The 14,043-nt window shown below is 68.0% G+C and carries 11 protein-coding genes; 8 read left to right on the top strand and 3 right to left on the bottom strand.

Features of this window, described 5'->3' with window-relative positions:
- The first annotated feature begins 102 nt into the window (after nt 1-102).
- The 4 genes from AC3ISA_RS02780 to AC3ISA_RS02795 all read left to right on the top strand — a co-directional run bounded on the left by AC3ISA_RS02780 (nt 103) and on the right by AC3ISA_RS02795 (nt 3,695).
- Nucleotides 103-798 (top strand): YjfI family protein, encoded by a 696-nt coding sequence (locus AC3ISA_RS02780; protein ID WP_489179243.1) that lies wholly within the window; start codon nt 103-105, stop codon nt 796-798.
- Nucleotides 799-814: 16 nt separating this feature from the next.
- A complete protein-coding gene (locus AC3ISA_RS02785) occupies nt 815-1,555 on the top strand; it encodes a PspA/IM30 family protein (RefSeq protein ID WP_489179244.1) in 741 nt (246 codons plus the stop codon).
- Nucleotides 1,556-1,558: 3 nt separating this feature from the next.
- Nucleotides 1,559-2,725 carry a glutathionylspermidine synthase family protein gene (locus AC3ISA_RS02790; RefSeq protein ID WP_489179245.1) on the top strand — a complete coding sequence of 389 codons (1,167 nt, stop codon included), beginning with the start codon at nt 1,559-1,561 and terminating at the stop codon, nt 2,723-2,725.
- An 88-nt stretch (nt 2,726-2,813) separates the two neighbouring features.
- Nucleotides 2,814-3,695, top strand: a complete 882-nt coding sequence (locus tag AC3ISA_RS02795; RefSeq protein ID WP_489179246.1) for a hypothetical protein — start codon at nt 2,814-2,816, stop codon at nt 3,693-3,695.
- A gap of 10 nt (nt 3,696-3,705) precedes the next feature.
- Here the strand turns inward: AC3ISA_RS02795 and AC3ISA_RS02800 are convergent, their stop codons facing one another.
- The 3 genes from AC3ISA_RS02800 to AC3ISA_RS02810 form a co-directional block, all read right to left on the bottom strand.
- Nucleotides 3,706-4,449, bottom strand: coding sequence for a FadR/GntR family transcriptional regulator (locus AC3ISA_RS02800; RefSeq protein ID WP_489179247.1), 744 nt, complete (start codon nt 4,447-4,449; stop codon nt 3,706-3,708).
- A 68-nt stretch (nt 4,450-4,517) separates the two neighbouring features.
- Nucleotides 4,518-5,387: a rhamnogalacturonan acetylesterase gene (locus AC3ISA_RS02805; RefSeq protein ID WP_489179248.1), complete on the bottom strand. Its 870-nt coding sequence runs from the start codon at nt 5,385-5,387 to the stop codon at nt 4,518-4,520.
- 15 nt (nt 5,388-5,402) lie between these two features.
- Nucleotides 5,403-8,387 (bottom strand): DUF6298 domain-containing protein, encoded by a 2,985-nt coding sequence (locus AC3ISA_RS02810; RefSeq protein WP_489179249.1) that lies wholly within the window; start codon nt 8,385-8,387, stop codon nt 5,403-5,405.
- A 119-nt stretch (nt 8,388-8,506) separates the two neighbouring features.
- Here AC3ISA_RS02810 and AC3ISA_RS02815 point away from each other — a divergent pair, with 119 nt between their 5' ends.
- From AC3ISA_RS02815 to bglB, 4 genes are read left to right on the top strand one after another with little or no spacing between them, the layout of a single operon-like run.
- Nucleotides 8,507-10,087, top strand: coding sequence for a pectate lyase (locus AC3ISA_RS02815; protein ID WP_489179250.1), 1,581 nt, complete (start codon nt 8,507-8,509; stop codon nt 10,085-10,087).
- Entirely contained in the window at nt 10,084-11,166 is a 1,083-nt protein-coding gene (locus tag AC3ISA_RS02820; protein ID WP_489179251.1) for a glycoside hydrolase family 43 protein, read from the top strand. Before AC3ISA_RS02815 ends, AC3ISA_RS02820 begins: the two co-directional genes overlap by 4 nt.
- A gap of 39 nt (nt 11,167-11,205) precedes the next feature.
- The gene (locus AC3ISA_RS02825) at nt 11,206-12,834 is read left to right on the top strand and encodes a family 43 glycosylhydrolase (protein WP_489179252.1); all 1,629 of its coding nucleotides are present in this window, start codon (nt 11,206-11,208) and stop codon (nt 12,832-12,834) included.
- A 60-nt stretch (nt 12,835-12,894) separates the two neighbouring features.
- Nucleotides 12,895-14,001: a beta-galactosidase BglB gene (gene bglB, locus AC3ISA_RS02830; RefSeq protein ID WP_489179253.1), complete on the top strand. Its 1,107-nt coding sequence runs from the start codon at nt 12,895-12,897 to the stop codon at nt 13,999-14,001.
- Nucleotides 14,002-14,043 lie beyond the last annotated feature (42 nt).

Raw genomic sequence — 14,043 nt, forward strand, 5'->3', positions numbered from 1 at the left:
GCGAACAGAGACGATGCGACCGAATGAGGCGGTTCATGCCCACAACTTCCGTCCGATCTTGCATCAAGTCAAGCGTTCATGTTACGCGTTTCATGTAACGACATGCCGAATGACGCCTCATCCTCCTCCGCCGCAAACGACCGCATCCGTGCGTGGCGACAGGCGCGTCGCGAGGCGGGCCTGGTCAAGCTGGAGCTTTGGGTGCCGGAGACCGCCCGCGACGACGTGAAAGCCGCCGTGCGCGCTATCGTCACAGATTCCACGCGCGGCCCGCACCTTGCCGGCCAAACCCTTGCCAGGCAGGCGCGCCGCCCCACTTCTGATCCCATCACCCCTGGAGACGACCACCATATGGACGCCGTGATCGAAACCCCCTGGACCGTGCCCGCCATCAAGTCGGCGCTGGACGGTTCCGCCCTGCTGCGCGACGGGGAAATGACCCTGCGCGTGGTCGAGGGCGCCGAGCCCGTGCTGCTGGCGACCATGCACGAATATGGCGACCTGCCGGTCTATCTGAGCGTCGGCGGCGCGCAGATCGTCTGTTCGGTCCTGCTGTGGCCCGTCGCCGAACAGGCCGACCGCCATGCCTTCAACGAGTTCCTGCTGAAGGCCCAGCGCGTTGTGCCCCTGTCCAACTTCGCCATCACCAACGTCGGTGGCGAAGACGTGTATGAGCTGATGGGCGAACTCTCTTGCAAGACGACGCTGCAGACCATCCTGATCGAACTGCGCACCCTGGCCGAGAATGCGATCGACGCCACCGAACTGCGTGAAACCTTCGGCGCCGACGCCGCCTGATCCCGGAAGACCGACCATGTCCATGCTCAGAAAACTGTCCGCCCTGTTTCGGGGTTCGGCCCATGACGCCGCCCAGGGCGTCGTCGACGCCAATGCGCTGAAGATCCTCGATCAGGAAATCCGCGACGCCGACAACGCCCAGGGCAAGGCGCGCGACGACCTGGCCGGCCTGGTGGCGCGCCGCCGCATGGCCGAGAACGAGATGTCCAGCTTCCGCGACCAGATCGGCAAATACGAAAGCTCGGCCCGCTCGGCCATGAGCCAGGGCAAGACCGACCTGGCACGCGAAGTCGCCGGCCGCATCGCCGAACTGGAGGTCGAGATCACCAGCCGCGGCCCGCTGATCGAAGACATGAAGACGGCGGAGACGCGCCTGCGCACCGCCATCGCCTCGACCGACCAGAAGATCGAGACGCTTCGTCGCGAGATCGACATCGTCAAGGTCAACGACTCTGTCCAGCGCGCCCAGACCTCGGTCGCCCTGAACTCGGCCGGCGCCCAGTCGCGCATCGGCTCGGCGGCGGACAGCCTGCAACGCATCAAGCAGCGCCAGGCCATCCAGGAAGAGAAGCTGAACGCCAACCAGGCGCTGGAAGACCGCCGCACCGGCGCCGACCTGGACGCCAAGCTGCGCGAGGCCGGCATCCTGCCCGGCCATTCGTCGGCCGACGACGTCCTGGCCCGTCTGAGCCAGCCGGAGGTGACGGTGGTCACGCCGCGCATCGGGCAGTCGGCTCCAGACAAAGACCCGGCCTGATCCATGGAGCGTCTGCGCTTCGATCCCCGAACCGACTGGGACGCCAAGGCCGAGGAACTGGGCTTCACCTGGCGCCATACCGACGGCAAACCCTATTGGGACGAGACGGCGGCCTACGCCTTCTCGCTGGCCGAGATCGAGGATGGGATCGAGGCGCCGACCGAGGAACTGCACGGCCTGTGCCTTGAGCTGGTCAACGAGGCCGTCCAGTCCGAGCGGCTGATGGAGCAGCTCGATATTCCCGAACCCATGCGGGACTATGTGGCCGCCAGCTGGAAGCGGGGCGATCCGTCCCTCTATGGCCGGTTCGACTTCGCCTATGACGGGACCGGTCCGGCCAAGCTGTACGAATACAACGCCGACACCCCGACCAGCATCTATGAGACGGCGGTGTTCCAGTGGCTGTGGCTGGAGGATCAGATCGCGGCCGGCGCCCTGCCCGCCGACGCCGACCAATTCAACAGCCTGCATGAGAAGCTGGTCGATCGGTTCCGGGCCATCTTCCCGAACGGCGGCTTCGTGCATTTCGCCTCGGACGCCGACTTTGTCGAGGACCGCCAGACGGTGCGCTTCCTCGAAGACCTGGCGCGTCAGGCCGGGCTGGACCCGCAGTTCGTCGCCATCGACCAGATCGGCCTGAACGCCGACGGCCGCTTCGTGGACCACGAGAACTGGATCATCCAGGCGATGTTCAAGCTGTATCCGTGGGAGCAGATGCTGCGCGACGACTACGCCGCCCCCCTGCCCACCGCCGACGTGACGGTGCTGGAGCCGGCGTGGAAGAGCATCCTGTCCAATAAGGCCATCCTGCCCCTGTTGTGGGAACGGCATGCGGGCCACCCCAATCTGCTGGAATCCTATTTCGAGGGCGATCTGGACGAGAGCGCGCTGGGGTCGTCCTATGTCCGCAAGCCGCTGTTTTCGCGCGAGGGCGACAATGTCGAACTGATCGACCAGGGCCTCAGCGCGGCCGAGGTCGTGGACGGCGGCTATGGCGAGGGGCGCTACATCCGCCAGGCGCTGTGCGATCCGCCGAACTTCGACGGCAACCATGTGATCGTCGGGTCGTGGGTGGTCGGGAAGGAGCCCGCCGGCATCAGCCTGCGCGAGGATGTGGGGCGCATCACCCGCAACACCTCGCGTTTCGTGCCGCACTTCATTCGGGGCTGAGGCGGCGTCACGCCGTTTGGCGAAGGCGGCAACCAATGCAAGGCGCGGGTCGTTCTTGGGGTCCCACAGACGCCCGAAAGCCGCATCCATGCCCAGCATCCGCCTCGCCCTCTTCGCCACGACCGCCCTGACCCTCGCCGCCGGCGCCGCCAGCGCCCAGACCCAGGCCCCATCGACGACCCAGGACCGCCTCGGCGCCGTAGTCGGAGCCCTGTTCGGTGATCGGCTCGGTCTCTCGGCCATGGATCAGGCCTGGCTGCGCGGCGGCCGTCCTTTGCGTGATGGACAGAGCCAGTTCTCGACCCAGGTGGACGCCAGCCTACGCGCCGGTTCGGTGTCCAGCTCGGCCGCGACGCGGTTGAGATCGGACTATACGGCCCTGGTCGATCTGGAGACCCGTTACGCTGCCGACGGCATCAGTACTCAGGAGCGCGCGGACCTGAACGCCCGCTACACGGCCCTGACCCAGACGCTGCAATCTGGCGCCTCGGGTTATGAAGAGACCGACACGGTCGCCCAGGGCCGCGCGGCCTTCAACGCCCGCGTGGACGCTGCCGTGACCGCTCGCCGTCTGACCCGCACCGAGGCCACGCGCCTGAAAACCGACTATCAGGCCCTGATCCAGATCGAGACCCGCTATAATTCCGACGGGACGATCAACGCCACAGAACGCGCCGATCTGGACGCGCGCCTGGATGCTCTGGACCTGCGTGTCGGCGACGGCCCGACCGGCACGACGCCGCCTGCCGCCAACCTGACGGCGCGCGTTCGACTGACGAACCTGGAAACCACCCTGACCGCATCCGAACGCTCGGGCGCCGTCACCCGCGCCGAGGCCGCAGACATCCGCGTCGAAGCCGGCGATCTCGCCCGTCTCGACGCCGCCTACACCCGCACCAGCCCGTCGGCCGACGACACGGCCTACCTCAGCCGCCGCATCGGCGAACTGGAAGCCCGCGCACGCCGCTGAGGCAGGGCCATTATCCCCGACGCTCGGCTTCCACCCGCTCGTAACCCGCGTCGATCACGAACAGCATGGCCTCGGCGGCGCCGGGGCCATCTTGTCGTTCGATCAGATCGACGATGCGTTCGTGGGCGGCGGCCGTGTCGGCCTGAAGCCGCAGGTCGCGTGTGGGCGGGCTGAGGGTGAAGACCTCCAGCAGGGCCGTCTCGATGACACTGGCCAGCGAGCGCATCATCGGATTCTGCGACGCCGCGCCGATGGCGACATGCAGGGCCAGGTCGGCCAGGGCGAAATCGTGCTCGGACAAATCCTTGACCTGCATCCTCTGCACTGCGTGGCGCATGGCGACCAGATCTTCCGCCGTCCGGCGTTGGGCGGCCAAGGCGGCGGCGGCCGGTTCAAGGGCGCGACGCACCTCGGCCAACTGACGCCTGAAGTCCGCGTCCATGCCGCCCGAGACCTGCCAGGTCAGGACTTCGCGGTCGAAATAGTTCCAGTGGACGGGATCGGTCACGCGGGTGCCGACGCGCGTCTTGACGCTGAGAAACCCCTTGGCCGCCAGCGTCTTCAGACCCTCGCGCAAGGCCGTGCGCGAGACGCCGAAACGGTCGAGCAGATCGGCCTCAAGCGGCAGTTTCTCGCCCGGCGCCAGGCGGCCGGTCAGGATGTCCTGCGCCAGGGCGCGCACGATCTGCTCGTGCGTGGACAGGACCTGCGTCGATCTGAGGGGACCGACCGGGGCATCGTTGCTGGCGCTCATCCTGCGGTCGTAAGCCAGGCCGGCTCAAAAGTCAGCAAACCAAATAATATGATTATATGCCGCACGCCTCAGGGCACCAGCACCCGACGCAAGGCGGGCACGGCCAGGATCAGATCGCGCGTCACCATGGCGGCGAAGAAGTCCGCCCCTTCGTGTCCCAGGTGCGTGTAGTCGAACGATACGCGCGCCTGGCCCAGCGGCTCGACGGCGGCGTTGTTCTGGGCCTGGGCCGCAGGCGTGGCCGGCGCCGGCGTCACGCCGGTCGAGCCGGGGATGGTCGTGCCGGTCAGCAGGGCGGCCGCGACCTCGGGCGACGGCGGAACCTGGGCGAAGCGGGCGGACATCGTCGGCCCCAGGGCCTGGACCGCGGCGGCGCTGGACGTGTTCAGATCGACCAAGGGCGCGCCCGTCTCCCCGGCGACCTTGCGCACCGCATCGGCCCAGGGGACCAGGTCGTTCTGTAGCCGGCCGTCGACGAACTGACGCCGTGTCAGCGGCGTCAGCAGGACGGGGATGGCGCCACGTGCGCGGGTCTCCTCGACATAGCGTTTCAGATTGGCGGGAAACTGGGTCGCAAGATCGGTGGAGCGGCCCGGCTTGCCCGGCTGGTCGTTATGGCCGAACTGGATCAGCACATAGGTCTGGACGAAGCCGGGCGTAGACATTTCCGCCAGGGCCAGATCCCAGGAGCCTTCAGCGAAATAGCTGCCCGAACTGCGCCCGCCCCGCGCCAGGTTCACGCAGGCGACGAAGGAGGTCACGTGGTCGGCGCAGAAGCTGGGCCCCCAACCGCCGATCACCGCCGTGGTGGAATCGCCGACCAGAATGATCTTGGACGCCTGGATCGGCGTGATCGGCGTGCCCCCAGGCGGCGGCGCGGGTGCGGCCTGGGGGACGGCGAGCAGCGCGACGGACGAGAGGATGGCGGCGAGCGTCATGGGATTTCCTTCGGTTCAGTTCGCACAGGCGGCGGTGGGTTCGAGCCGGGCGGCCCAGGGAGCGGCGGTCGTGCTTTCCAGGCGGGTCGCACCGGCGGGCAGGCAGGCGACGCCCTGGCCGCTGGCCCAGCGAACGGTCATCGGTCGGGCCAGTCGGCGCAGCGTCGCGGGGCCTTCGATCGCATAGACCAGCAACCGCCCATCGGCGTCGGCCCCGCCCCAGGAGGACGGTCCGGCGATGACGCGGTCGGAGGGTCGCATCCCTGCTCGCGCCGCCGCCGGGAAGGCCGCCTCGACGGCTCGGCTCAAGTCGGGATAGGCGTCGTCGCCGTCCAGCAGCGCCAGGTCGGCGCGGCGGTCGCGGTATTCGCGATAGGCGCGGTAACGCATGGCGGGCGTGGACTTCCACAGGTCACGACGCACCTGGGCGGCGTCAGCGCCGTTGGCCAGATCCTGGGGTCGGGCGATGGCGTCCACCTGTTCGCGCGGCGCCTTGTCGATGCCGCCTTCGACCGCGAACAGCGTCCCGTCCGGGCGATAGGTCCAGTGATGGAACTCGACCCCATTGATGACGCGCGACAGGGCCGGATCGTCCAGCACCGCGTCCGTCACCGCCTTGGGCGCCTCCAGCACGACCCAGACCGAGCGGCCGGTCTCGGCCTCCCATTCGGCGATGGTTTCCAGCCAGAAGCGGACGAAGGATGCAGGGCCGGTGTATTCCGGGTCGAGGCCGAAGATGACGTTGGAGCGGTCCTTCAGCGCATCAAGCGTATGGCGAATATAGAGCCGATGCAGGTCGCGCCGCACGGGGTCGGAGACGTCCCAGAAGACCTCGGCCGCCGGAACCTCCATCGGCATGCCCGTCGCCTGGATCGTGTTCATCGGCCGCCACGGGAAGTCGACGTAATGGGCGCGGCTCTCCAGCAGCCAGTGCTGCAGATACATGCGGTGATGCAGGACGACGCCGCGCCGCTCGGCCCGTTCCGCGAACCCATCCAGCCGGTCGAAGAACCAGGGATTGAAACGGGTCAGGTCGTATTTGCTGAGGCCGTCCCAGGCCCGCCCCTGCCCGCTGCGGGCCCAGGGCAGTTCGATGAAGGGCGACCAGACCTCGCCGTCCGTCTGATCCGGCGAGCCGTAGAAGTCGTGATCGACGCGGCGGCGGTCGTACCAGAGGCCGTAGTTGTGCTGGACCACGTCGCCGGTGTTCAGCCCCGAGACCAGGGCGTCCAGATCGTCGGTCAGGCCCAGTCCGATCTTGCCCGGCGCGAACCGGGTCAGGAAGGGGCCTGAGGCGGCGGCGGCGGCCGTGGGCATCTGGGCCTGGAAGAAGGCGAAGCCGATCTTGCGCACATAGGCCGGGCGGCCGTCGATCTGGAACCGGCCGTCGGCCAGGGTCAGGGGATGTCGGTCGTCGGACGGACGTTGGGCGTCGCGCCATGCGGCGGCCTGAGCCTCGGTCAGGCTGGGCGTTCCGCGTGCGGGCGCAGGCAAGACGACGGGGTCGAGCGCACGCAGGGCCGAAGCGCCCAGACGCGCCTCAAGCTGATAGCGATACAGGCTGGTCGGTTCCTGCGGCTGGGCGCGGTGGAAGTCGCGGCCGGGCTGGGCGCGCGGATCCTCCAGCACCCCGTCGCCGATCCGTTCGCCGCGACAGCCGACGGCGGCGTTGGGGGCCTCGGGCGGATTGCGCACCTCGACCACTGTCGCCTCACAATTCCACAGCAAGGAATTGGCGGCGGCCCAACCGGCGCCCTGGGCCTCGCGTCCCCGATGGGTCAGGGTCAGGGCGCCGCCGCGCACCTTGACCCCGTCGAACAGGGCGCCCGAGGCCCAGCTTTCCAGCGCGCCGCTGTCGCCCTTCGCGTCCGTGGCGGTGCAGTCGAGGAAGACGTTGGGGCCGGCCGCCGCATGACCCAGGCCGAAGTCGTGGATGCCGTCGCGGCTGTCGCAGCGGACGAACAGGCTCTGCTGGCCCGCCGTATAGAAGACCCGCCGGCGCCAGCCGCCGATCTCGGACACGGGGTCGGAGGCCGAGACGTCCTGAACCGTGATGCGCCGCGTCGTCTCGCCCAGATCGACCACCGAGCCGACGAAGCCGCGCGCGGACAGATTGCGAATCCAGCCGTCCTCGACCCCGTCGAAGGCGACGGCGTACCAACTGTGATCCTCGTCCATCGGTCGTGCGGGATCGTGGGCGGAGACCAGGGTCAGACCTTCGACGCCGACTTCGCGGATGCGCGGCGTGGACGGGCCGCGTGTGACCAGACCGCCGCCCATCGCCGGGTTCAGCGCCGTGGTCAGGGGGGCGTCGATGACCACGGCGCCCGGCTCGACCGCCGTGACCGTGCGGTCCCAGACTATGTCGCGCGTGCCCGGCTTCCAGTTCAGCCGCCCCTCGGGCCGCCAGCCGACGAAATCGTCCATGCCCAAAGCGGCGATCCAGGCGTCTGTGCTGGACCGCCGGATCGTGATCCGATCACCGACCGCGAGGCCTGCGGTGGAGACCAGCGGCAGGCGCATGGCCCCCACCGGCACGGCGCCGACGACCGACACGGGATCGCCGGAAGGCGCAGCGCCGCCTTCGCCAACGACGGCGATCAGGGCGCGACGATCCACGCCGGTCGCCACGACGGTCGTCCCGCCACCGGCCGCGCCGCGCAGCACCACGCCGTCGGCCGCGATGCGCACCTGGCCCTCGACCTCATAGGTTCCGGGCGTCAGTTGGACCACGCCGCGATGGCCGCGCCGGTCTGCGGGCCGTGCCGCGACGAGGTCGATCGCCGCCTGAATCCGCGCGCCGTCATCGCCCTCGACAGGCTCCACGATCAGGGTCGCCGGATGGATGGCTGGCACCACGCCGCCGCCGTGATAGCCGGCGTGGGAGAAATCGATGGGCGGTATCCGCCATACGGCGCGCGGATCGGCGTCTTGCGCGCCGGCCAGGCTCGACAGTGCGATCAAAGCCGCTGCGGCGAAGCCGCCCACTCGCCACTTCATGGCCTTTCCTCCCTAGCCATTTGCCGAAAAGTATTATTATATTTCCAGACATGTCCAGCGGTGTCATTCCGCAAGTCGCCGTCAGAGCGTCGGACATCCGGGAAACGAAGGGGTCTTCGATGCTGAGCCGACGCACCTGTCTGGCGACTGCGGCCGGCGCCGCTCTGGCTGCGCCTCTGGCCGGTTGGCGCGCGGCCGAGCCGACGCGCGCCCAGGTGCTGGCGACCATGGCGCGCGCCACCCGCTTCATGACGGAGAAGGTGGCGGTGAATGGCGGATATGTCTGGTCCTACGTGCCCGACCTGTCGCGCCGCTGGGGCGAGATGGAGGCCTATCCGACCATGATCTGGACCCAGGCGCCGGGCACGCCGGAGATGGGACAGATCTTTCTGGACGCCTGGCGGGCGACCGGCGACGATCTTTATTACACGGCCGCGACCCAGGCGGCCGACGCCCTGATCCAGGGCCAGCATCCGGCGGGCGGCTGGAACTACGTCATCGACACGGCGGGCGAGGATTCGATCCGGCGCTGGTACGAAACCATCGGCGCCAATGGCTGGCGGCTGGAGGAGTTTCAGCACTACTACGGCAACGCCACCTTCGACGACCACGCCACGGTCGAGTGCACCCGCTTCCTGCTGCGGCTGCATCTGGCCAAGGGCGAGGCGCGGTTCCGGCCCGCCGTGGACAAGGCCATCGACTTCGTCCTGACCAGCCAGTTGCCGTCGGGCGGATGGCCCCAGCGCTGGCCCCGGGCGGGCGCATTCGAGAACCACGGCAAGCCCGACTACACCGGCCTGATCACCCTGAACGACGAGGTGGCGGACGAGAACATCGACCTCCTTCTGCTGGTCCTCCAACAGCTGAAGGACGAGCGGGTGCGCGAGCCGATCCAGCGCGCCATGGCCTGCTACCGCGACCTGCAACAGCCGGACCCGACGCCGGGCTGGGCGCTGCAATACACCCCCGACTTCAAGCCCGCCTGGGGACGGACCTATGAGCCCGCCGCCGTCTCGCCGCATACGACCGCCGCGTCCATCGACAAGATGCTGGACTTCTATCGGCTGACCGGCGACCGCAGCTTCCTGGCTCGCTTGCCGCAGGCGCTGGACTGGCTGGAGCGGATGGAGGCGCCGGTCGAGGCCCACAACGACGGCCGTAACTTCTTCCGCTTCGTCGAGCCGGGGACCAACCGCTTCATCGCCGTGCATCGACGCGGCTCCAACGCCCAGAACGGCGAATACTACGCCGACTTCGACATGACCGGCGCGCGTGGTGAGAAGCACATCGACGTGGCCGCCCTGCGCCGTCGCACAGCCCAGGTCTCGGCCCTGTCGCCTGAGCAGGCGACGCAGAACTCGCCGCTGCTGGGGCGCGGGCCGTCGCTGATGCCGGACTATGTCATCACCCGTCCGCAGGCGGGTTCGGACCTGAACGCCGCCGGGCCGGCTCCGGTCGCGGCGCTGGTCTCGGGACTGAACGCCGAGGGCTATTGGCCCGTCGCGTTGAAGACCACCAGCCACCCCTATCGCGGCCCCGGCCCGGCCGAACCGCCACCCGGCTTCGTCGATCGCGGCCAGGTCGGCGACGACTGGGACACCTCGCCCTTCACAGAGGCCAGCGGGCCGATGGGCATCTCCACAGGAACCTACATCAACGCCATGAGCCGCCTGATCGCCGTGGCGAGGCCTACGACATGATCGCGCGTCTTCTCAGCACTGCTGCCCTGGTCCTGATCGTCGGCACGTCCGCCCAGGCCCAGCAAACGGTTCCCGACCGGTCGCCCGAGGGCCTGGCCTATCGCGCCCAACCCCTGACTACCGACATCTTCTTCGCCGATCCGTCGGCCCACGTCTTCGACGGCCGGGTCTATGTCTATGGCTCGCACGACATCGAGGCCCCGCCTGCCGACGATCAGCCGGGCAAGGGCTATGCGATGCGAGACTATGTCGTCCTGTCGATGGACCGGATCGGCGGGCCGGTGACGCAGCATCCGGTCGCCCTCGCCCTGGAGGATGTGCCCTGGGCGTCTCGCCAGCTCTGGGCGCCCGACGCGGCCGAAAAGGACGGCCGTTATTACCTCTACTTCCCGGCCAAGGACCGCGAGGGCGTCTTCCGCATCGGCGTGGCTGTCGGCGAACGGCCCGAGGGACCGTTCCGTCCTCAGCCGCAACCGATCCCCGGCGCCTTCAGCATCGACCCCAGCGTCTTCGTCGACGACGACGGCGCGGCCTATCTGTTCGTCGGCGGCATTCATGGCGGACAGTTGCAGCGCTGGGCCACGGGAACCTATGACCCGGCCGGCGGCGACACCGACCTGGGCCGCCCGGACCAGCCGGCCCTGACGCCCAAGGTCGCCCGTCTGAGCGACGACATGCTGAGCCTTGCCGAGCCGATGCGCGACGCCGTGATCGTGGATACGGACGGCAAGCCCCTGCTGGGCGGCGACCTGGACCGCCGCTTCTTTGAGGCGGCGTGGATGCACAAGCACGACGGCCTCTATTACCTCAGCTGGTCGACGGGCGAGACCCATCTGCTGGCCTATGGCACGGCGACGACGCCCTATGGTCCCTTCACCTATCGCGGCACGATCCTGTCGCCAGTTCAGGGCTGGACCACCCACCATTCCATCGTCGAGGTGGACGGCCGCTGGCGGCTGTTCTTCCACGACACCCAGCTGTCGAACCGCAACAACCTGCGCAGCGCCAAGGTGCTGGATCTGACGCACGAGGCGGACGGCGCGATCCGCACGCTGGACCCCTTCATCCGCGAGCCCTGATCGGCCCGCGATAAAAAGAAGACGACAAAGGAAACGCTCATGAGATTCATCGACCGCCGCGCCGCCCTGACGGGCCTGCTGGGAGGCGTCGCCGTCGCCGCCCTGCCGGTGCGCGCCGCCTTCGCCCAGACCAACGAAGAGGCCGCGCCCCTGGGTCGCGAATGGGCCGGCATGAAATGGCGTCGCGGCATCGAGGGCCAGCGGATGGCCGATCTGGGGAACGGAACCTTCCTCAACCCCATCATGTCGGGCGACCACCCCGATCCGTCGATCCTGAAGGACGGCGACGACTACTACATGACCTTCTCGTCGTTCGAGTCGGTGCCGGGCATCCACATCTGGCACTCGCGCGACCTGGTGAACTGGCAGCCGGTGATCGCGGCCCTGACCACCAATATCGGCTCGGTCTGGGCGCCCGAACTGATCAAGCACGAGGGCAGGTTCTACTGCTACATTCCCGCCCGCTTCCCGGAATACCGCTCCAACTACGTCATCTGGGCGGACAAGATCGAAGGGCCGTGGAGCGAGCCCATCGACCTGAAGATTCCGGCCAACATCGACCCCGGTCACATCGTCGGCGAGGACGGCAAACGCTATCTGTTCCTGAACGGCGGCGACCGGGTGAAACTGACCGATGATGGCCTGGCCACCGACGGCCCGGTCGAGGAAGGCGTCTACAAGGCCTGGCGCTATCCCGACGACTGGATCGTCGAAGGCTTCGCCCAGGAAGGGCCCAAGCTGCTGAAGCACGGCGAATATTTCTACATGATCACCGCCATCGGCGGCACGGCCGGCCCGCCTACCGGTCACATGGTCATCGCCGCCCGGTCGAAGTCGATCAACGGCCCGTGGGAAGACTGCCCGCACAACCCCATCGTCCGCACCGCCTCGGGCGCCGAGAAATGGTGGTCGCGCGGCCACGCCACCCTGGTCGAGGGGCCGACCGACGGCGACTGGTGGATGGTCTATCACGGCTATGAGAACGCCTATTGGAGCCTGGGCCGCCAGACCCTGCTGGACCCCATCGAATGGACCGACGACGGCTGGTTCCGCGCCAAGGGCGGCGACCTGTCCCAGCCCATCGCCAAGCCCCAGGGCGGCGAGGCCGTGCCGCACGGCATGGCCCTGTCGGACGACTTCTCGACCGACAAGTTCGGCATCCAGTGGAGCTTCTACGATCCGCAACCCAACGAGAAGGATCGCCTGCGTCGCGAGAACGGCGTCCTGCATATGCGCGCCAAGGGCAAGGCGCCGGTCGATTGCTCGCCCCTGACCTTCGTCCAGGGCGAGCAGGCCTATCAGATCGAATGCGAGGTCGAGATCGATCCCGGCGCGGTGGCGGGCCTGATCCTGTTCTACGACCGCGCCCTGTATGCCGGCCTCGGTTTCGACGCGACCCGCTACGTCACGCACCAGTATGGGATCGAGCGCGGGCGACCGGCCAATCCCCACGGCCGGCGCATGTTCATCCGCCTGACCAACGCCTACCAGAACGTCTATTTCGACACATCGGGCGACGGCGTTACCTGGCAGCGGTTCGACCGGGGCATGGAGGTCTCGGGCTATAACCAGAACGTCCGAGGCGGCTTCATGATGCTGCGCCCCGGCATCTACGCCGCCGGCGAAGGCGAGGTCCGGTTCAAGAACTTCAAGTTCAAGGCCCTCTGATCAAAGACGCCGGGCGCGTTCCGACGCGCCCGGCCCCCTGCCCTGTTTCCCGAGTTTAGAATGCCCAATACCCTGCACGGCCTGACGCGCGCCCAGATCGACGACACCCTGCGTCGCCTGATCGACAATCTGGTGAACATCACCGACGAGAGCGGCGAGTTCCTGCTGCGGCTCGACGACGGTCGGGTGATCGACACCAAGGGCTGGAACGACTGGGAATGGACCCACGGCATTGGCCTGTACGGTCTGTATGGCCTGTATCAGCAGACCGGCGACCAGGCGGTGCTGGACATCATGCTGGACTGGTTCCGCGACCGGTTCGCGGCCGGGACGCCGACCAAAAACATCAACACCGTCTCGCCCTTCCTGACCCTGGCGCATCTGTACGAACAGACCGGCGACCAGACCTATCTGCCCTATCTGGACGCCTGGGCCGAGTGGCTGATGGACGGTCTGCCCCGCACCGAGGAGGACGGGTTCCAGCACATCGTCTTCAACGACGAGAACCCGCAGGAACTGTGGGACGACACCCTGATGATGAGCGTCCTGCCCCTGGCCAAGATCGGCCTGGTGCTGGGCCGGCCGCACTACGTCGAGGAAGCCAAGAAGCAGTTCCTGGTCCACATCAAATACCTGTTCGACCGCAAGACCGGCCTGTGGTTCCACGGCTGGACCTTCCTGGGCCGGCACAACTTCGCCGACGCCCTGTGGGCGCGCGGGAACTGCTGGGTCACCATCGCCATCCCGGAGTTCATCGAACTGCTGGACCTGCCGCCCGAGGACAACCTGCGTCGCTTCCTGATCGAGACGCTGGAGGCCCAGGTGAAGGCGCTGGCGGCGCATCAGGACGACAGCGGCCTGTGGCGCACCCTCATACCGGATCGGACCAGCTATCTGGAGGCGTCGGCGACCGCCGGCTTCGCCTATGGCGTCCTGAAGGCGATGCGGAAACGCTATATCGGCGCCGAACATGCGCCGATGGCGCTGAAGGCGATCCAGGGGGTGCTGGCCAATATCTCCGACGACGGCGAACTGCAGCAGGTGTCGTTCGGCACCCCGGTCTTCGACGACCTGCAGGGCTATCGCGACATTCCGCTGACCTCCATGCCCTATGGCCAGTCGCTGGCCATCCTGGCGCTGGCGGAGTTCCGACGCGGCTTCATCTGATCTCAGGCGGGCGAGGCCGGCGCCGCCTCGATCCACCGATCA

It is taken from the genome of Brevundimonas sp. KH_058, from assembly GCF_057838505.1.